The organism is Lactobacillus sp. UCMA15818 (assembly GCF_030400225.1).
Classification (GTDB): domain Bacteria; phylum Bacillota; class Bacilli; order Lactobacillales; family Lactobacillaceae; genus Liquorilactobacillus.
Genome location: NZ_VJYB01000021.1, coordinates 1 through 18,946, shown reverse-complemented (window position 1 = coordinate 18,946; position 18,946 = coordinate 1). Strand labels below are relative to the sequence as shown.

Sequence of the window (18,946 nt, the reverse complement as noted above, 5' to 3'; positions counted from 1 at the left end):
TTGTTTTTGAAGGTGCTGGCTGCAACCAGTGCTTTTTTTATTTTCAATTATACCAAAAGAGCTACACTAGAAAAATTATTATTTTTTCTAATGTGGCTCTTTTACTTAGGACTTATGGCACAGCCCCTTCTGTTCTATTACAAATAAATGTGTGTCATAAGGCAAAAAACACCTTGTATTTAATTTTAAAATACTCAATTCAACATTAAATCTAGGATAAGTATTCCTCGAAAGAAACTCCTAGTCGTGTTGCAATCGACTTAATCTCAGAAATTGTAGCATCGTCGACTTTGATTCCATTTTCTTTCGCATCAAGATAACTAATTTGTTCTTTGTCGCCGTGAACATAGATTGTATGTCCCGGGACAGCGGGTAATTCACGAATTTCTTGCAGGTAATCAGAAAAACGAGTAATGATAGCTTCTTTATTGCCAAAAATAGCAGGGTCGATTGCAATAAAACTTTGACAAGGGCCGATTTCAGGGTTACTGCCATCATTTTCAGATGAGACATCACCTTGCGAAAGGATCGAAGTAAAGATTTCTACGATTATTCCTAGTCCGAACCCTTTGTGACCGCCAGTCAATTCAGAAATACCTCCGAGTGGGGTCAGGCCAACATTTGATTTGGGAACACGAAGTAAGTCCAAATCCTGATTATTGGTATGATCATGGATGGGATTAACACCATCTTTAGCTACCCAAAATGCAGGAAGATCTTTCTCTAATTTGCGGTAGACTTCAATTTTCCCTTGTGGGACAGTAGTGGTTGCAAAATCAAGTATGAAGTTATGTGGATGAGCAGGCATTGCAAAGCCGATTGGATTAGTACCTATGAATGGCTGAGTCGAGTTGGTTGGCACCATGCCAGGACGAGAATTGGTTGAAGACATTCCAATTAATCCTTTTTCTGCAGCCATATTTGCATAGAATCCAGCTATTCCATAATGTCCAGATTTCTTTGTAGTCACAATCCCAATTCCGTGTTCTTTTGCCTTTTTGATTGCAAGCTCCATGCTATAGATACCATTCAATTGACCAATTCCAAAATGAGCATCAATAACAGCACTAACATTAGTTTCCTTTACAATTTCGGGAATACTATTAATCTTAATTTTACCATTTTGAATGAACTTATCGTACATCGCCATACGTTGGACGCCATGTGATTCAATCCCGTGCATGTCAGTATAAATCAATGTATGTGCGATTTTTTCACTATCAGCAGCAGAAAAGCCATAAGCCTCATAGATTTTAAGGACAAGTTGCTGCATTTTTTTGCTATCATATTTTTTAATCATAATTAATCAACCTTTCATTCTTAATTAGGAGAATTATATTGACATTCTAGCATAAAAAAGATGTATCTAAGATAAGGATTTGTGAAGTTAGTGGGGATATTTTATGAGTAACAGGAGAAATTACATTTTTGAATTTATGAGACGGGATTAGCTGGAAATAACGTAATGTAAAATGAAAATGTGCCAATATGAGCAAATTGTATATATTACCTGGTTATTAAGAAATAAACATGGCTAATAATAAGAGATTATTGCACACGATATATTTGACAAAGAATTCACAAGGAGTATGATGATCAACTGTAAGAAGGGGGAAGAGAGAATGTTGAGTTTGTCAAAACCAAAGATACCTTTTAGGACAATTGTTTGGAAGAGTATATGGTATGGTTTTATTGCAGGTATGATTTCAGGAATGGTCAAAATCGGGTGGGAGAATATTTTACCTCCGCGCACTTTGGCTAGAAATGCCACGAATCCACCACAGCATTTATTGGAACAATTTGGAATGTCTTCAAAAGCTGTTCATGCGTTTGTTTATTATTCTACGGATCAAAAAGTATATTTTGTTGCACTAATTATTCATTTTGCATTTTCAATTGTTTTTGCGGCATTATTCATCTTTTTGGCACAGTATTGGAAGAAAACAACAATGTGGCAAGGAGCTGCATATGGTATTGTAATCTGGGTTGCTTTTCATATTATTATTATGCCCGCAATGGGAACTGTTCCAGCTGCTTGGAACCAACCATTCGACGAACATTTTTCGGAATTTTTCGGACATATTGTTTGGGCATGGTCAATCTATGCAGTTGCAGTTTGTTTAGCGAAAAACGAGAAGAAAAACAAGTTAGAGAATTTATAATTACTAAGGTCCATGGGAGTTGGGAGTGTGCCATAAGTCGGGAAAATTTGAGTACTAACTTGAAATTACGAACATAGCAGGCACTTTGCTATGAGTAATTCGAAGTTAGACGGAGAATTTTGACTTATGAAACACGTTTATACGGAATAAGTAGAGGAACTGAATCAAAATTTAACTTTTGACCCAGCTCCTGTTTTTTTTAATAGCTCGTTTGTTAAAAAACTTTCAAAATAGGTGCATGGTAGTAGTAAAATGCATTTGTAAGGAACAAGTCTAAAAAATGCTGTTGAAAAAACCATATGGAGGTATGAAAATGAGTTTACATATTGATACTTTAGCTGTTGTAAGTTCCAAAATCGAAGGTTTACAAATTATTAATGCGAAAATGGTGACGGAAGGTCGTGGAACTGTTCGAGAACTTTATCGTCAGAGCAGTTATTCCGAGTTTCTTCCAAGTACTGTTTCTGTATGGAGTCAAGTGAATTTAACACGGACGCAACTTGGTGCGGTTCGCGGTCTTCATGGTGAAGCAATGTCGAAGCTGGTTACTGTGGCTTACGGATCTGCTTTTGGTGCATATGTGGACACGAGAACAAACAGTAAAACAAGGGGGGCAGTCGTAACCGTTCAGCTTACCCCAGGTGTTCAAGTTTTCGTTCCTCAAGGAGTCTGCAATGGCTTTCAAGCACTTGAAGATAACACAGAATATCTGTACTTCTTTGATAATGAGTGGGTTTCAGGGATGAAGGGAGTAGCCTTATCTCCTTTAGATCCAGAATTGGGTATTGACTGGCCCATTCAGATTGATTCAAATAATCGTGAGCAGATATCTGAAAAGGACTCAAAGGCTCCGAGTCTTCGTGAGGTTCTTGCACTTTGATCTGCAAAGAATTAAAATCAAAAACTTGATTAAACACAGGAAGGTAGTGTGCCATAAGTCGGGAAAATTTGGGTACTAACTCGAAATTACGAACATAGCGAGTACTTTGCTATGAGTAATTCGAAGTTGGACGGAGAGTTTTGACTTATGAAACACGTTTACAGGGAATAAATAGAGGAACTGAATCAAAATTTAACTTTTGAAATGTTCTATAATAGTTAGACAAAAATCTAATTATTATGGAGCACTTTTTTATACTCAGAATAATACCAAATTCTGTTGTGTGTTGTCGTAATCTTTTTTTTGTTATAATAAAAGAAATTAGAACCTTTGAATTCAATAATAAAAAAGAGCGATTTATAGAATTCGATTGGAGGGAAAATATGATCAAAAAACCAATTATTGGCATTTCAGGAAGCATTATCAAAGATCAGAGGGGAATATTTCCAGGATATCAACGTGCGTATGTAAATAATGACTATATTAGAGCTGTAAATAACAATGGCGGAGTTGCGCTAATTTTACCAACAAGTCCAGCTGAAACAGCTAAGCAAATTATTGCCGCGATAGATGGCTTGATTCTTTCGGGGGGACAGGATGTGAATCCTTTTAATTATGGCGAAGAAATTCAGCAGAAATGCGGCGCAATTTTTCCGGCGCGAGATGATTTTGAATTTGCACTGCTTGAGGCGGCAGAAGCTAAGAAAATCCCGGTATTGGGCATTTGTCGTGGGGCACAAATAATTAATGTTTATCGAGGGGGAACACTATATCAGGATATTTCTTATCGTGCTGAACATACAATACGACATTTTCAGCTTCAAGATCCACCAATTCCAACACATAAGATCGGAATTACAGTAAATTCATTGTTGGATAGAACTATTCAAAAAGATAGTATGCTTGTTAATTCATTTCATCATCAGTTAGTTAAATCTGTGCCAGTGAGTTTACAGATTTCGGGGACGACTTCTGATGGTGTAGTTGAGGCATTAGAAGATGTTAGCTTTGAATTCTTTTTAGGAGTGCAATTTCATCCGGAAATGTTAATTGACAGCGTTCAAAGTGCGAATCAGATATTCCAAAAGCTGATCGAAGTTGCGGCAAAGGATTAGGGTAGATTATTTGTTGAGCAATTAATGTTGGAAATTGGGGGAATCATCATGAAAAAGGGGAAGAAATCGAGTTTATTGCTGATTTTATTATTGGCAAGTCTGCTAACAGCATGTGGAAATCAAAAACAAGCAGCAAGTTCTAGCAAGAAAGTAACATCGGAGCAGACTTCGGCAGGGAAACGTTCTAAAACTTCTCAAAAAAGCAGTAGTAAACAGAGCTCTATTGTCACAGCATCCACTAGTCAAAAAACTTCTAGTGCAAGTAAATCTTCATCCAGCAGTAATAATAACGTTAACACAACACGGCTGAGTACTTTTAATCAACAATTGCATAACGCTTTGGGAGACGTGCTCTTACCAACTGTCGATGGGTTAGGAACCGGTAGTGACAAATTAAATGTGCGTTATGAAGGAAACCAAGCTAATTATACGATTAGTTATAGCGTCGGCAGGGTTGCGCGTCAATTCAACGATACGGCAATCTCAACGGAAATTCCATATGTGCAGCTTAAAAAGACCTCTTATGGTACTTTAAATGATGCAAGTGCACAGGTTGCTTATGTGAGTCAAACTGATTTGAATGGGCTGCCTACTATAGATTTAGGGCATAATATGATAGGCTATGAAGACGCAGGGGCAGGACAAAGGTACCTTTCATGGCACGAAGGAAAATGGTCGTTGACTGTTCATGCAACTGCAGTCAACCAACAAGATCCTCAACCTTTAGCTGTGCAAATTGTAAATCTGTTAGAATCATATCGATTGCCTGCGCCTACACAATATGGAGCAATTAAAGCCGATGTTGGTAATTCGTATGGTAGTCGTAATCAAGTAATTACATGGCAACAAAATAATGTAGTGTATCAATTGAGTGCACATGATATTACAACGGCAGTTAAGATGGCGGCTAGTATGAAATAATTAAAGACAACAGAAGATTTGAAAAAACAATAAAGATTAGTCTTTTTCAAGTTTTGTCCACAATTACTTAATATTTGTGTGTTATTTTAGAACTATGGAACAATGTAGAAAAAATGTTTAGTTTGTGTATCAAAGGTATTAAATTAGTGACTGAAGGACTGAATAATATGGAAATATACGGTGCTTATGGAAATTATCTTCCAGAAATAAAAGATGAAATTATGCATAAAATTGACGAGCTTAGTCAAAAAGTTGAAAAACAAGATGGTGAAAAGCTGTATGAACACTTGATTGGCAGGATTAAGTATGAAGACAGCATGATTGAAAAGTGCCAAAGAAAAGGGTTGGATCTTACGCCTAAAAGTGCGCTTAATGATTGTAAGGATGCAATTGGAATTAGGATTGTATGTAATTTTATTGATGATATCTATAAACTGGTTGGCTTTTTGAAAATACAAGATTGGTGCGTTGTAGTTAAAGAAAAAGACTATGTTTCAAAATCGAAGCCTAATGGCTATCGGAGCTATCATCTGATTATCAAGGTTAGTTGCCCATATCCCGATATTAATGGTCGTATTCCTGGTAATTATTATGCTGAAATCCAACTAAGGACAATTGCCATGGATTCTTGGGCAAGCTTGGAACATGAATTGAAATACAAACATAATATTAAGAATCCAGAGCAAATCGGCAATGAGCTAAAGCGCTGTGCAGATCAATTAGCTTCGTGTGACGTACAAATGCAAACAATTAGGCAAGTAATTCATGAATATGATTAGGGAGTGACTTGATGAGAGTGTTACTAGCTGAAGATGAAAAGGAATTATCAAGAGTCTTATGTGCTGCTATGCAGAGTAAAGGATACGAAGTTATTCCGGTATATAACGGAGTAGAGGCAGTGAAAAAGGCCGAAGATGAGATTTTTGATGCTATGCTTTTTGATGTCATGATGCCAGTGATGACAGGGATAGAAGCGGTACAAGAAATTCGAGCTGCGGGGAATCAAACATACATTATCATGCTGACCGCAATGTCAGAAGTTGATGACAAGGTTACAGGGTTGGATGCCGGTGCAGATGATTATGTGACAAAGCCGTTTTCCCTAAAAGAACTGCTGGCAAGATTAAGGTCTTTAGAGCGAAGAAATGAAAAATATACCGAAGATACTTTAGACTTTGGAGACATAACTCTAAAAAATACGGAACAAAGATTGGAAAGTTATAACTCTATCAGCTTATCTGTGGAAGAAACTAAATTATTGAATATATTGATTTTAAATTCTCAAAAAAAGTTGGATAATAAGGCGCTGATTGAACACACATGGGGGAAAAATGAAAAAATTGACACAGAAATGCTCTGGATTTATATTTCTTATTTAAGACAAAAACTGCAATCTGTCAATGCACACGTAGGTATTTGTGGCAATAAAGGAGGACCTTATCAACTTATTAATAACAGTGAGGAGGATCCTAAATGATCCAAAAAATCCGTTATCGCTTTATCTATATGTCAACTATCGCGCTATTCATTGTATTAGTGACACTCATTGGTGGCATCGTAGGAGTCTCATACTATAGAGCAAAGCAACAAATTGATAATGTACTCATCATACTTCTGCAAAATAATGGAAAAATAAATTCGCAAATCAACACACAAAATGTTAAGAAACGTTTTGGACCAACATTTAATCAGGAAAGTTTATATCAGTATCGCTACTTTAGTGTTTCATTCAATAGCAAAGGGAAGCAGGTTTCGCTGGATAACTCACATATTGTTAGTGTACCTAGTGAAACGATATCTAGTCTAGGCTACCAAGTTTTTAGGAGTAAGCGGCAGTCTGGTTCTGTGCGGTCTGTGGTATCGAGTTATGCTTATAAAACTTCAAAAAAGAACGGGAAAACAACAATTGTTTTTCTTGATCAATCTGTAATTATGGAGAGTACTAATAATATTGTGAAGGTAGGTATGATTCTAGGAATAACAAGTCTAATCCTATTCACTCTGATGTTAATCGCTGTATCTAGACGTGCAATTAGGCCAATCGTATTAGCAGACAAGCGGCAACGAGAATTTGTAACCAACGCGGGGCATGAGTTGAAAACACCATTATCTATAATTAAGGCTAATAATGAGCTGCAAGAAATGATAACTGGACAAACAGAGTGGACTGTAAGTAATGATCAGCAGGTTAATCGCTTAACACAGCTGATTAATAACCTGATTTCGTTAGCTCGCATGGAAGAGCAGCAGCAACTAGATTTGTCGGTGATTGAGGCATCAGGCATACTTGAGCGTGCAACAAAGAGTTTTAAGTCTGTTGTTGTTCAGCAAAATAAGCAATTTAAAATTAATATTTCCCCTGACCTTAAAATAAATGCAGAAGAAAATAGTTTTCTTGAGCTCTGCAATATTTTGCTTGATAATGCAAATAAATATTGTGATGATGGTGGAACCGTTAGTGTGGCGCTTGTTCCTGATAAAAAACTCAAGAAAGCAACTTTAATGGTGGGGAACACCTACGTTAAAGGCAAGAATAGTAATTATAGTAAATTTTTTGAGCGCTTTTATCGCGATGATAAGTCCCGAAATAGTGCTAAAAAGGGTTTTGGAATAGGCCTTTCAATGGCAGTGAGTTTGATTGATGCATTTAATGGAAAGATAGGAGTACGTTATCAAAAAGAAACTATTTTTTTTAATGTTACGTTCAAGCTGGTAAGATAGAAAGAGTGCATTACTTTTTCTTACTAATTTCTTTTTTTATGCGGTAAACTGTTCCATGGCTAATTCCATACTTATTAACTAAGTATGGTACAGAATATCCATCATCAAGTCCCTGTTTTATCGCAAAATAAACCTTTCTTTTTTGTGGGCTTGGTGAATCAGCACTGTATAGAACGGGGCGTCCTTTGTAGACGCCTCGTTTTTTTGCTAGCGCAATTCCTTCGCGTTGCCGTTCTCTAATTTTTTCGCGTTCACTTTGAGCTTGGAATTTAAAGACTGTTACTAAAATGTCTGTCAGCATGTTTCTTAAATTTACATCGGGCACATTTGAAAAATCGGGTAAATCCAAACTCTGTAATGACGCTCCTCTTTTTTTGATGTACTGAATAATTTCTGTTAAATCATCAGCGTTTCTTCCGAGTCGGTCTAGACTTGTAACGTAAACAATATCATTCTTTTTAATACACTTTAATAAATTTAAAAGTTCAGAGCGGTTATTAATATTCTTTCCAGATTCTTTTTCTGAAAAAATTTTCCCCACTGGAATCTTTTTAAGTTGTTCAATTTGTCGTGCTAAATTCTGATCTTTTGTAGATACTCGTACATAACCAAATTTCATATAATAACATCCCAAATAAATAATTATGAATATATTCATATTTTTCTGATATTCATATTCTACTATGGGTAGACCCAAAATTGAAATTATTTTGCGTTTAATTTCTCAATAATTTTCATAAAAAATAGCGCTTTGTAACAAAAAAATAATCATTTTCTATTATTTATTTATAAAAGCGCATTCAAATTCATTAAATATGCACACTATATTTATAATTTTAGTAGTTATTGACATTCCTAAACTCCTATTCTATAGTGAAGCTATATCATTATAGGGTCTACCCTAATAAAAATTAGATGGTGATGCTAAAGTTTTTAATTGCTTATTGATTACGAGAGGGGGTGTTAGAAAAATTATTACAAAAAATGAAAGGAGGCTATGCTAATCGATAATAAAATTAACCGAGAAAACCACTCAGTAAATGGTTTAGGACTGTGTTTACAACCAATTATTTACCGTAATAGAGTTGGAGAAAAGTTACAAGAATTTGAAGTACTTTTGAGAGGAAAAAGAACCTTAAAATTTCCAAAAGATGAATTTGAATACTTAATTCAAAATAATCAGAAAAATAGTCTTTTGATGGAATGGTTAGCAGAAAAAATTCGAAGTATTTTAGAGGTACATTCCAACTATGTACTTTGTGTAAATTTAAATCCAGAACAATTTTTATTTGAATCAACATGGGTATATTTAATGGAATTGCAAATGTTTAGTTCAAATATGAAGATTGAAGTTACGGAACATATCTCAAAAACAGGTATGGTGGATAGAATAAAACTGGTTGATAGCATTACTGATATTAAGATGATGGGTTATGAGATTGCAATTGATGATGTTGGTACTGGACAGAACACATTGCTTTTTGTTTTAGATAACATTTTGCAGATTAAAAGGCTAAAACTATCATTAGTGCCGCTTGCAAGATTAAATAAAGAATCAATAATTTTATTATTGAGATTTTGGAAGTCAATTGCAGACAAGCATGGTCTTGAATTTGTTGTGGAAGGAATTGATTCAGAAAAATTAAGTGATATGGTCCTTAAGTTAGGAATTGAACTTCAACAAGGTTTTTTATGGGAAGATAAATTTGAAAATGTTTAATTATAAAATAAATTAAAAAGAGGATGTTTTTATGAAAAAGGTAAAATTAATTTCAATTATCACAGTTTTAAGTTTATATTTGGGATTGACAGGGACTGCTGCTGTTGATGCAGATACGACTACTAGCACTGTGGGAGCTACAGTTACTAAGGGAGATATTACAATTAATTCTGTGCCGAATCTAAGTTTTTCTACTAGTGTTGCAGATGTTGCAAACAACTCATCGACAACAGCTTCTCTGACTACAGATGGAACTGTTTCAACAAGTGATAATCAAGGATACGGGACAGATACCAGCTGGACGTTAGCAGCAACTCCTACTACGTTATCATATACCGATGCTGATTCTAACACGCATACGTTAGGTGTTTCGTCATTAAAAATTGCTGGGAATTCAATCACTACTATTGATGGAGAGACGGCTACGCAGGTAGCGACAGGTACAAATGAGGGTGATACGAGTACTGCATTAACAGCCGATAATACGGCCATTACTTTGGGACAGAATAATCAGGTATTTGGGGGTTCATACACAGGAACGATTACTTGGACATTAACGGGGAATAATGGTGGAGATTCATCAACAAGTGATGCAGCTGAGTAATGAAGTTACTGAAAAAAAGAACTAGAATATTTTTTTGTATACTTTTTTGGGGATATTTATTTTTGACTTTTTCCTATATGACACAAGAAGTTAATGCAGCAAGTACCAAGAACTATTCGGTCAGAGTAGATGATAGCGAAAATCCAACAAGTATCGAAAAGATAGTATCTCCTGGTCAAAAATTTGATGTTAACTTGATTCTTACTAACAATACTTCAAAGAAAAAAACTTTACGAGTTTCATTTAATACAGCATTCACAGGAGATAACGGGATTGTACAATATAATTTATCGGTTCTAGGGAAAAAATATTTTGGCCCATTGGATTTTAATTCAATGGTAAGCGGAAGAAAAACTATTGTGATACAACCTAGTCAACAAATAAAGCAAACATATCAAATCAAAGTTCCAAGCCAGAAGTTTAAAGGCGCCTTTGCGGGTGGTTTCTATGTGAGTGAGTCACAAGATAGTAGTAGTTCGCCTGGTAATTCAACGATTAATTCAAAAAAAGCTACTGTGGGTTATAAAAGTATAATTGCATATGTGATACCTGTAACATTACGAGAAAGTACAAAAATACAGCATACAAAATTGATACTAAAAAATGTAAAAGCACGAGTAATTAATGGGTCACCATTTATAATATCTAAAATAGCTAATATGACACCAACTATTTTCGGAAAATTAAATTTTAAAATAAGGATTATTAATCTTGAAAATAATAGAACCATACAGAAAAGTAGCAGTACAGGGTTGGAAATGGCACCTTTGAGTCAGTTCAACTATCATATTCCCTTGAAAAAAAAGATAGCAGACGGGAAATATCTGTTGGATTTAAAGGCTAGATCAGGCCAAAGACATTGGCATTTCCAAAATAAATTTGTGATTAATAATTCAGTAGCAAAAGCAACACAAAATAGAAGTAAGAATAATACAGGATCGCAGGCAAATAAATTGTTGATTTACATTTTAGTAGGTATAAGTATAATTTTATTGCTACTGGTAACTTACGTACTTGGAAAGTACAGTGGACGAAAAAGCAAAAGTAAAAAAGACAAATAAATAGTGACAGAGTATCAACTAACAAGTTATACAAAATTTCATCTAATACAAGTAAGCTTATATGTATTCAAAATAGGAACTTTATCATGACAAACTTTTTGATAAAGTTCCTATTTTTTATTTAGTTTGGTGCATATCTAATTTAATTCGATAAGTAAGAATGAACTGGTGCTTACCAACATGGCCACGTACTTTGGTTTTTATAAACGTAATAATAGAAAGATTTTTGATAAATACTGAAGTAATCAGTCACAAATATCGTTTTTTTTTTAATTTTATGCTTTGGAATTCTGAGTATTTGGATGTGTACGCCAAAATATCACTGACATAATAATCAAGAAGATAGCACCAACTATTACTGAAATTCTGGTTTCTGGATTGAAGAACATAAATAACAAAGTTAGAAATAATGCAAAAAGTGCAAAATAACTGCTAAATGGATATAAAGGTAGTTTGAAAGGATGATCTGCTAATTCATTCTTTTTTATTTTGCGGAATTTTAACTGGCTAAATAAAATTACAAACCACGGCACCATTCCTGGGAGAACACTTGAACTATAGACTAAGACAAAAATATTAGAACTACTTTTAACAAAATAAGGTAAAACTTCATTTAGTATTAAACCAAGTAGAATTCCAAGAGAAATTGTCAAAACCGGTAAGACAGGTACGCCCTTTGATGATAACTTTGTAAACTTAGCATTGATTTCCTTCTTTAAACCAAGTGTATAAATCATACGACTCGAACTGAATATTCCTGAGTTGCAACCTGACATTGCAGCTGTTACAAGTACGAAGTTAATGATAGCGGCAGCGGCAGAAATTCCAACGCGCGAGAATGTCTCAACGAACGGGGAGCCAACCTTAGCTAACTGATTCCAAGGATAGATTGTAACAATAATGAAAATTGAACCAATATAAAATAACAAGATACGGGCGACAATAGACTTAATTGATTTAATAACCGTAACTTGTGGGTCCTTAGCTTCGCCAGCCGTAATTCCAATAACTTCGATTCCTTGATATGAGGCAATTACAATTGAAAGTGCGAAGATAAAGCCTTTAAAACCACCCGTAAAAAACCCGCCATGAGACCACAGATTAGAGAAACCGATTGGGTGCCAATTATTTCCTAAGCCTAATAGAATTACGAGTGCCCCTAAAATTAGCATGAAGATAATAGTTAAAACTTTAATTAATGCAAACCAAAATTCGAGCTCTCCGTATGCTTTAACAGAGACAAGGTTCGCTATGCAAAGCGTAATAATAACAATTGTTCCCGAAATCCAATCGGGCAGATTCGGCCACCAATAATTTAAATACTGCCCAACAGCAATTACCTCACTAATACCGACTACCAGATATTGAAAAATGTTACTCCAAGCGGTGAGATAACCAGCAAGTGGATGAATATATTCCGAGGCATACTTTGCAAAGGATCCTGTTGAGGGATCAACATAAAGCATTTCGCCCAGTGCACGCATTACTATATATAGCACTAGTCCTGCTAAACCATAAGCCAATAAAACAGATGGACCAGTCCATTTGATTGTAGCAGCAGAACCCATAAAGAGTCCGACCCCGATTGTACCGCCTAAAGCAATCATCTGCATTTGGCGTGAAGATAAAGCCCGATTTAATTCTTTGTTGCTTTTTTTCACCATGTACACTCCTCTGACAGAAAAAAAGACTGTGACAAAACGATTTTTTGTCACAGTTTTTCTGCTAATTTACGCAATAAATGCATTTTGTTCATTAACTAACTCTTTGTGACTAACAAAAAATTGACCACACTAAATAATTGCAAGACTAATAAGTTATAAAAAGTAATTAAAATTTGATATCTTTTAAAAGAACCAAAAATGAATAATTCTCATAATAAATTAATAAATCAATTTTAACCTATTTGCTTTAAAAATACAATGCTGTAAAAAACTTTGATTTTTTAATTATTTACTATATAAAACACTCTTTTTATAATATAGAATGAATGACATTGAATGTTTATACTACTTGACAAGCAGGCTCAAAATGTTACTTTTGAATAGTAATTCAATAAGATTAATTAAAATTTATGGAGAATTAAGATGACAGACAAAAGGAAACTTACATTAATGAGTGTGATGCTCATGATATTTACTTCTACATTTTCGTTTGATAATACATCAATCGCATACTACACCATGGGGGATGCTGGAATTATATGGTACATTCTAGCTGCCCTTTTCTTTTTTGTTCCCTCAACACTGATGTTTTCAGAATTTGGTGTTGCAATGCGTGATGAACCAGGGGGGGTCTTTACATGGTTAGAAAAGTCTTTAGGTCTGAAATGGGCGTTCATTGGTGGTTTTATATGGATTGCGTCTTGGATAATCCTGACTGTTTCAACAGTTTCTAAAATCTGGATAATGCTATCCACAACGATCAGCGGTACTGATAAAACGGGACAATGGCATATTTTGGGCTTGAATTCAACAGAGACAATCGGTTTTATTAGTATATTATTTATCATAGTTGTAACAGCTATTTCTGTGAGAGGCTTAGATAAAGTATCTAGTTTAGCAGCTGCTGGAGGAGTAGCTGCGGTTATTTTGGCATTATTTTTTATAGGTGCAAGTCTTTTTTTTCTTGTTCTGAATGGCTTCAAATTGGCAGAACCAATTAGTTTCCCCAAAAGTTTCATTGAATCTCCACGACCAAGTTATCAATCAACTAGTCAAATGATTTCTTTTCTAATTTATGCTGTCTATGCATACGCCGGGATTGAAGCATTGGGCGGTATTTCGGATAAAATGAAAAATGCAAGAAAGAATTTTCCAATTGCACTGGGTATCAGTGCGTTGTTGATTGCATCAGCTTATGCAGTTATTATCTTTCTGTGGAGTGCCTCTGCAAATTGGCATGAAGTATTTCAAAAGAACGGTGTGAATTTGGGCAACACAACATATATTTTGATGAGTAACCTAGGATATAGTATTGGTAATACGCTTGGACTATCGGCTAGTCGATCTGAATCGTTAAGTTTCTTCTTTGCTCGCTTTGGATCTTTTACGATGTTATTGAGTTATCTAGGCTCTTTTTTTGTAATCGTTTATATGCCAATAAAGTCATTTATCTTGGGAACCCCCAAAAAATTATGGCCAAAGTCACTTCCAGCACTCAATCGCTTTGGAATGCCGAGTAATGCTATGTGGTGGCAAGCACTGATTGTTTGTATACTGATTGCATTGACTTCGTTTGGAAATAATTCTGCAAAAGCTTTTTACGAGATTTTAACATTAATGGATAATGTTTCATCTACCTTGCCATATTTGTTCTTAGTGAGTGCTTTCATTTTCTTTAAGCACAATCAAAAAATTGTGAAGCCCTATGAGATTTTTAAGGTGAAATGGAAGTATGTGACTATAGTTATTGCGGTTAATCTCATTCTTTTAATGGGGGTTGGTTCGACAATGGTTGATGCAATTTCAACTAAAAATTATTTGAATCTCTTTTTGGAATTAGTTGGACCAGTTTTATTTGGAGTTATTGGTTATTGGCTTTATGTACTGTATGAAAGGCGTACAAAAAAATTGGGAAAATAGTTTATTTTTTGGGTTGACATATAGATTATGAAGTATTAGAATTCCATTAAGCTATTAGAACGATATTAATAATCTTGTGAGAAGAAGAGTAACTAATGATAATTTTTTACAGAAAGTCTGACGGTGCTGAGAGCAGATATTAATTAGATTAGTGAAGATGAGCTTTGAGATAGAGATGTTTGGTAGATTGCTGAATATTCGGTAGGAACCGTTAAATTCCCAGGCATAGTATTTCTTTTATGTGCTGATGAGACACTTTTTAAGTGTGAACAAGGGTGGTATAGCGCTAATTCGCCCCTTACCTGTTTCTGTGAGATGGGTAAGGGGCTTTTTTGTTGTTTTAATAGCAGTTGCTGGTAAGGACTATTTCTGAATCAATGGAAGGTGGATTTTAATTATGGTTAATTCAACGGTTACAAAAATACATTATGATATTGTGGGGAGTTTTTTGAGACCTGATGAACTAAAGAAGGCTCGCGAGAAATTCAATAACAAGGAAATCACTGCAAAAGAATTACAGGTAATTGAGGATAATTTAATTAGGGAATTAGTGGAAAAAGAAAAAGAAAGTGGCTTGAAGATTGTAACAGATGGTGAATTTAGAAGAAGTTATTGGCACCTAGATACCTTTTGGGGATTTGAGGGGATTGAGCATGTCATACCTAGTCATGGATATTTATTTCATGATGAAGAAACCAGAGCAGATTCTGCAAGAGTTATTGGTAAGATAAAATTTGGTACGGATCATCCAGATTTACGTGCCTACAAGTTTCTAAAAGAGTTGGTTGAAAATGACAATGGAATAATTGCACGACAAAGTATTCCAGCACCTGCTCAATTTTATTCAGAGCTTGTACGAGATGAGGAGAATACTAAGTCCTTAAGACAATTTTATCAAACAGATGATGAATTAATTGCTGATATTGGGAAAGCATATCGTGAATTAATTCTCGCATTATACGACGAAGGTTGTCGGGATATAAAGTTGGATGATTGTACATGGGGCATGGTGGTTGATAATCACTATTGGGCAACGCGTGCGAGCGAGGGTCTAGACCGGCAAGCAATTCAAAAGACATATCTAGCGGTTAATAATGCAGCATTGGTAAACCTTCCAGATGATTTAAGAATCAGTACGCATGTCTGCCGAGGAAATTATCATTCAACATGGGCTGCTTCTGGTGGATATGCACCGGTTGCGGATTATCTGTTTGCAAAAGAAGATGTTGCAGCCTTTTATCTTGAGTTTGATGACAATCGTTCGGGAGACTTCGCACCATTAGCCAAAGTTCCAGCAGGAAAGGATGTTGTTTTAGGATTAGTAACAAGTAAACATCCAGCGCTTGAGTCACCGGAATCACTAATTGCCAGGGTAAATGAAGCTGCACAGTATGTAACGCTAAAACATTTACAGTTAAGCACGCAATGTGGTTTTGCTTCAACTGAAGAAGGAAACAAGCTAACACAGGAGCAGCAATGGGCCAAAATTAAGCTGGTAGTTGATACAGCAAAGCAGATTTGGAAATGATATATGGAATGAGCGCAAAAAGGCAAGTGGAGCTCAAATAAATTTTAAGTTTGTTATATTTTAGTTAAAAAAGATAATTAAAACAGGAGGAATTTACTATGACAAAACAACAACTGCATTTCGAAACACTGCAGGTACATGCTGGACAGAAAGTTGACGAAACTGGGGCGCGCGCTGTACCCATATACCAGACAACATCATATGTATTTAAAGATGCGGCCCAAGCAGCTGCACGTTTTGCCCTTCAAGATCCTGGCAATATCTATAATCGTTTGACTAATCCGACGACAGCAGTTGTTGACGAGCGTGTGGCAGAATTAGAAAATGGAACTGGCGGTGTGACATTAGCGACGGGTGCGGCAGCGATTACAGCAGCAATTACTAATGTCGCGGGTCAAGGTGATGAGATTATTTCAGCAAGTACAATTTATGGTGGAACTTATAATTTATTTAATGTGACCTTACCCAAATTAGGGATTAAAACACACTTTGTGGATTCAGATGATTCAAATAATTTTGCAGAAAAAATAAATGAGCATACAAAAGTAATTTATGTTGAGACAATTGGTAATCCGGATATTAACCTCATAGACCTTGAAGCAATTGCGAAGATTGCGCATGAACATGGAATTTTAGTTATTTCTGATAATACTTTTGCTTCACCATACTTATATCGTCCACTTGATCATGGGGCAGATATCGTGGTTGAATCTGCAACCAAATTTATTGGCGGACATGGAACAGCTATGGGCGGAATAATTGTAGAAAATGACAAGTTTGATTATCAAAAGAGTGGACGATATCCAGAATTTACTACACCAGATCCGCAATACAATGGCTTAGTCTTTGCTGATTTAATCGGAGGGGCATTTACTACAAAGGTTCGTGCTGAAGGGCTACGTGATACAGGAGCAGCCATTAGTCCATTCAACTCATTTCTATTGCTCCAAGGGTTAGAAACGTTATCGTTGCGGGTAGAACGGCATGTTGCAAATACTAGGAAGATCATTGGATTTTTACAAGCACATCCGAAGGTATCTTGGATTAAGTATCCAGAGTTAGCCGATAATAAGTATAAAGAATTAGCAAAACGTGATTTTCCAAATGGTGTAGGTTCTATTTTTACTCTTGGATTGACAGGTGGGGAAAAAGCAGGGAAAGAATTAATTGAAGGTCTTGAGATTTTTTCTTTACTGGCTAATGTCGGGGATGCGAAGTCATTAATTATTCATCCAGCATCGACAACCCATGCACAGTTGAACAAGGATGAGTTGTTGCAAGCAGGAATTACGCCAGATTTGATTAGAATCTCAATTGGAATTGAGAACGCCGAAGATTTGATTGCAGATCTTAAACAAGCATTAGATAAGATTGAATAATGCTTATGAGAATGAAAGGCTGGAAGATTGAATAGTCAGTTAACAAGAAGACGGGGAATTATTGAAACTTTGCCTACCGTTCTTGGTTACGTTGGCATCGGAATAACTGTTGGAATCGTTGGCAGAGCCTCTGGATTGACCGTGTTGGAAGTTTTATTGATGTCGATGATAACGTATGGCGGCTCAGTTCAATTCGTGATAATTGGCATGATTATTAGTCATAGTGAGCTATTACCAATTATTTTGGCAACATTTCTAGTCAATGCAAGAATGATTTTAATCAGTATGTCAGTCGCACCCTATTTAGAACAAGAGTCAATCCTTAAAAATATATTATTGGGTTCACTGCTAACTGATGAAACATATGTATTAAGCATGAATAAAATTAATTATACCAAAAAAAGATTAAATTTCGACTGGCTCAACATCAGTAATTTGATAGCATATTTTACGTGGGCAATTGCTTCACTTATTGGAGCTTTAATAGGTGACTATGTGGGAACACCTCAGAAATTTGGATTGGATTTTGCTTTAGTTGCAATGTTCATTGGACTATTGTGTTTGCAAATCATCAGCGAGAGAGAAATTAAGTTGGGACTGCAAATACTGGTTATTTTATTCACGCTGTTTACAATCTATATTGGATTGATTTTTGTTTCTGCAAACATATTGATTTTACTAGTAACAGTTTTGGGCTGCTTGTTTGGAGTGATCATGAAAAATGTATTCTTTTGATTATGTATTTAAGATTATTATATGTTCCGGTTTTGTGGTCTGGTTGTCTAAAGTCTTTCCTTTAGTAATTTTGAAAAAATATAAGTTGAACGATAAAATGGTGAGTTTTTTGAGCTTTGTCCCACTTACAATAATGTCTGCACTATGGTTTGAAAGTTTATTTATTCAACATCTAGGTCAGCTGCCAAGTCTAAATATTGAAAATTTAGCGGCCTCGGTGCCAACGATTTTAAGTGCACTTTTAACCAAGAGCCTTTTGGTAATTGTAATTGTAGGAGTTGTCTCTCTAGCGTTCATCCGGACACTTGAGATATAGTTTTAAAAGAAATAAGTACCTATACAAAAAAGCTGCAATAATTGGAAGATGATTTCTAAAGAATTAGACTAGAAAACTAATTTTTTAGAGTCGTGAAGTGAACCCTTAAAATTGGACATATGATTTATGCTACTTTCTGAACGGCGAGTTCCCGGTACTTTACCGGTGACTTACCGTTCAGTTTTGTTTTAATACGACGTTTATTGTAAAAATCAATCCA

The 18,946-nt window shown here is 35.4% G+C and carries 19 protein-coding genes; 15 read left to right on the top strand and 4 right to left on the bottom strand.

What is annotated here, in order from left to right; translation table 11 throughout:
• Positions 1-211: 211 nt before the first annotated feature.
• Positions 212-1,300: an Ldh family oxidoreductase gene (locus tag FFX44_RS12080; RefSeq protein WP_289981328.1), complete on the bottom strand. Its 1,089-nt coding sequence runs from the start codon at positions 1,298-1,300 to the stop codon at positions 212-214.
• Between the two features lie 322 nt (positions 1,301-1,622).
• On the opposite strand from FFX44_RS12080, the gene FFX44_RS12075 reads away from it, so the two are divergent.
• The 7 genes from FFX44_RS12075 (at position 1,623) to FFX44_RS12045 (ending at position 7,799) form a co-directional block, all read left to right on the top strand.
• The gene (locus FFX44_RS12075; RefSeq protein WP_289981320.1) at positions 1,623-2,162 is read left to right on the top strand and encodes a DUF1440 domain-containing protein; all 540 of its coding nucleotides are present in this window, start codon (positions 1,623-1,625) and stop codon (positions 2,160-2,162) included.
• A gap of 313 nt (positions 2,163-2,475) precedes the next feature.
• On the top strand, positions 2,476-3,042 hold the full coding sequence (gene rfbC, locus FFX44_RS12070; protein WP_289981316.1) for a dTDP-4-dehydrorhamnose 3,5-epimerase: 567 nt from the start codon (positions 2,476-2,478) through the stop codon (positions 3,040-3,042).
• A gap of 383 nt (positions 3,043-3,425) precedes the next feature.
• Positions 3,426-4,157 (top strand): gamma-glutamyl-gamma-aminobutyrate hydrolase family protein, encoded by a 732-nt coding sequence (locus FFX44_RS12065; protein ID WP_289981314.1) that lies wholly within the window; start codon positions 3,426-3,428, stop codon positions 4,155-4,157.
• Between the two features lie 48 nt (positions 4,158-4,205).
• Positions 4,206-5,078: a hypothetical protein gene (locus FFX44_RS12060; RefSeq protein WP_289981312.1), complete on the top strand. Its 873-nt coding sequence runs from the start codon at positions 4,206-4,208 to the stop codon at positions 5,076-5,078.
• 167 nt (positions 5,079-5,245) lie between these two features.
• On the top strand, positions 5,246-5,857 hold the full coding sequence (locus FFX44_RS12055) for a GTP pyrophosphokinase family protein (protein WP_289981311.1): 612 nt from the start codon (positions 5,246-5,248) through the stop codon (positions 5,855-5,857).
• 11 nt (positions 5,858-5,868) lie between these two features.
• A complete protein-coding gene (locus FFX44_RS12050) occupies positions 5,869-6,555 on the top strand; it encodes a response regulator transcription factor (protein ID WP_289981308.1) in 687 nt (228 codons plus the stop codon).
• Positions 6,552-7,799 carry a HAMP domain-containing sensor histidine kinase gene (locus FFX44_RS12045; protein WP_289981307.1) on the top strand — a complete coding sequence of 416 codons (1,248 nt, stop codon included), beginning with the start codon at positions 6,552-6,554 and terminating at the stop codon, positions 7,797-7,799. The genes FFX44_RS12050 and FFX44_RS12045 overlap by 4 nt, the downstream gene beginning before the upstream one ends.
• Before the next feature lie 10 nt (positions 7,800-7,809).
• On the opposite strand, the gene FFX44_RS12040 is transcribed toward FFX44_RS12045, so the two are convergent.
• Entirely contained in the window at positions 7,810-8,418 is a 609-nt protein-coding gene (locus tag FFX44_RS12040; RefSeq protein ID WP_289981305.1) for a recombinase family protein, read from the bottom strand.
• A 378-nt stretch (positions 8,419-8,796) separates the two neighbouring features.
• On the opposite strand from FFX44_RS12040, the gene FFX44_RS12035 reads away from it, so the two are divergent.
• From FFX44_RS12035 to FFX44_RS12025, 3 genes are all read left to right on the top strand, one after another.
• Positions 8,797-9,519 carry an EAL domain-containing protein gene (locus FFX44_RS12035; protein WP_289981303.1) on the top strand — a complete coding sequence of 241 codons (723 nt, stop codon included), beginning with the start codon at positions 8,797-8,799 and terminating at the stop codon, positions 9,517-9,519.
• Positions 9,520-9,550: 31 nt separating this feature from the next.
• A complete protein-coding gene (locus FFX44_RS12030) occupies positions 9,551-10,123 on the top strand; it encodes a hypothetical protein (protein ID WP_289981301.1) in 573 nt (190 codons plus the stop codon).
• A 62-nt stretch (positions 10,124-10,185) separates the two neighbouring features.
• Positions 10,186-11,184: a DUF3324 domain-containing protein gene (locus FFX44_RS12025; protein WP_289981300.1), complete on the top strand. Its 999-nt coding sequence runs from the start codon at positions 10,186-10,188 to the stop codon at positions 11,182-11,184.
• 275 nt (positions 11,185-11,459) lie between these two features.
• Here the strand turns inward: FFX44_RS12025 and FFX44_RS12020 are convergent, their stop codons facing one another.
• A complete protein-coding gene (locus FFX44_RS12020; RefSeq protein ID WP_289981298.1) occupies positions 11,460-12,848 on the bottom strand; it encodes an amino acid permease in 1,389 nt (462 codons plus the stop codon).
• A gap of 423 nt (positions 12,849-13,271) precedes the next feature.
• Here FFX44_RS12020 and yjeM point away from each other — a divergent pair, with 423 nt between their 5' ends.
• From yjeM to FFX44_RS11995, 5 genes are all read left to right on the top strand, one after another.
• Positions 13,272-14,768 carry a glutamate/gamma-aminobutyrate family transporter YjeM gene (yjeM, locus tag FFX44_RS12015; RefSeq protein ID WP_003687546.1) on the top strand — a complete coding sequence of 499 codons (1,497 nt, stop codon included), beginning with the start codon at positions 13,272-13,274 and terminating at the stop codon, positions 14,766-14,768.
• Positions 14,769-15,165: 397 nt separating this feature from the next.
• A complete protein-coding gene (locus FFX44_RS12010) occupies positions 15,166-16,296 on the top strand; it encodes a 5-methyltetrahydropteroyltriglutamate--homocysteine S-methyltransferase (RefSeq protein ID WP_289981292.1) in 1,131 nt (376 codons plus the stop codon).
• Positions 16,297-16,394: 98 nt separating this feature from the next.
• The gene (locus tag FFX44_RS12005; RefSeq protein ID WP_289981288.1) at positions 16,395-17,675 is read left to right on the top strand and encodes an O-acetylhomoserine aminocarboxypropyltransferase/cysteine synthase family protein; all 1,281 of its coding nucleotides are present in this window, start codon (positions 16,395-16,397) and stop codon (positions 17,673-17,675) included.
• 27 nt (positions 17,676-17,702) lie between these two features.
• On the top strand, positions 17,703-18,410 hold the full coding sequence (locus FFX44_RS12000; RefSeq protein WP_289981286.1) for an AzlC family ABC transporter permease: 708 nt from the start codon (positions 17,703-17,705) through the stop codon (positions 18,408-18,410).
• Positions 18,397-18,726, top strand: a complete 330-nt coding sequence (locus tag FFX44_RS11995) for an AzlD domain-containing protein (RefSeq protein WP_289981285.1) — start codon at positions 18,397-18,399, stop codon at positions 18,724-18,726. The genes FFX44_RS12000 and FFX44_RS11995 overlap by 14 nt, the downstream gene beginning before the upstream one ends.
• A gap of 124 nt (positions 18,727-18,850) precedes the next feature.
• On the opposite strand, the gene FFX44_RS12675 is transcribed toward FFX44_RS11995, so the two are convergent.
• Positions 18,851-18,943: an IS3 family transposase gene (locus tag FFX44_RS12675; protein ID WP_354669255.1), complete on the bottom strand. Its 93-nt coding sequence runs from the start codon at positions 18,941-18,943 to the stop codon at positions 18,851-18,853.
• Positions 18,944-18,946: the final 3 nt, after the last annotated feature.

Bases quoted from the DNA above. Each gene is read 5' to 3' on its own strand.
- FFX44_RS12080 (WP_289981328.1), bottom strand. From the start codon at position 1,300: ATGATTAAAAAATATGATAGCAAAAAAATGCAGCAACTTGTCCTTAAA.
- FFX44_RS12075 (WP_289981320.1), top strand. From the start codon at position 1,623: ATGTTGAGTTTGTCAAAACCAAAGATACCTTTTAGGACAATTGTTTGG.
- rfbC (WP_289981316.1), top strand. From the start codon at position 2,476: ATGAGTTTACATATTGATACTTTAGCTGTTGTAAGTTCCAAAATCGAA.
- FFX44_RS12065 (WP_289981314.1), top strand. From the start codon at position 3,426: ATGATCAAAAAACCAATTATTGGCATTTCAGGAAGCATTATCAAAGAT.
- FFX44_RS12060 (WP_289981312.1), top strand. From the start codon at position 4,206: ATGAAAAAGGGGAAGAAATCGAGTTTATTGCTGATTTTATTATTGGCA.
- FFX44_RS12055 (WP_289981311.1), top strand. From the start codon at position 5,246: ATGGAAATATACGGTGCTTATGGAAATTATCTTCCAGAAATAAAAGAT.
- FFX44_RS12050 (WP_289981308.1), top strand. From the start codon at position 5,869: ATGAGAGTGTTACTAGCTGAAGATGAAAAGGAATTATCAAGAGTCTTA.
- FFX44_RS12045 (WP_289981307.1), top strand. From the start codon at position 6,552: ATGATCCAAAAAATCCGTTATCGCTTTATCTATATGTCAACTATCGCG.
- FFX44_RS12040 (WP_289981305.1), bottom strand. From the start codon at position 8,418: ATGAAATTTGGTTATGTACGAGTATCTACAAAAGATCAGAATTTAGCA.
- FFX44_RS12035 (WP_289981303.1), top strand. From the start codon at position 8,797: ATGCTAATCGATAATAAAATTAACCGAGAAAACCACTCAGTAAATGGT.
- FFX44_RS12030 (WP_289981301.1), top strand. From the start codon at position 9,551: ATGAAAAAGGTAAAATTAATTTCAATTATCACAGTTTTAAGTTTATAT.
- FFX44_RS12020 (WP_289981298.1), bottom strand. From the start codon at position 12,848: ATGGTGAAAAAAAGCAACAAAGAATTAAATCGGGCTTTATCTTCACGC.
- yjeM (WP_003687546.1), top strand. From the start codon at position 13,272: ATGACAGACAAAAGGAAACTTACATTAATGAGTGTGATGCTCATGATA.
- FFX44_RS12010 (WP_289981292.1), top strand. From the start codon at position 15,166: ATGGTTAATTCAACGGTTACAAAAATACATTATGATATTGTGGGGAGT.
- FFX44_RS12005 (WP_289981288.1), top strand. From the start codon at position 16,395: ATGACAAAACAACAACTGCATTTCGAAACACTGCAGGTACATGCTGGA.
- FFX44_RS11995 (WP_289981285.1), top strand. From the start codon at position 18,397: ATGTATTCTTTTGATTATGTATTTAAGATTATTATATGTTCCGGTTTT.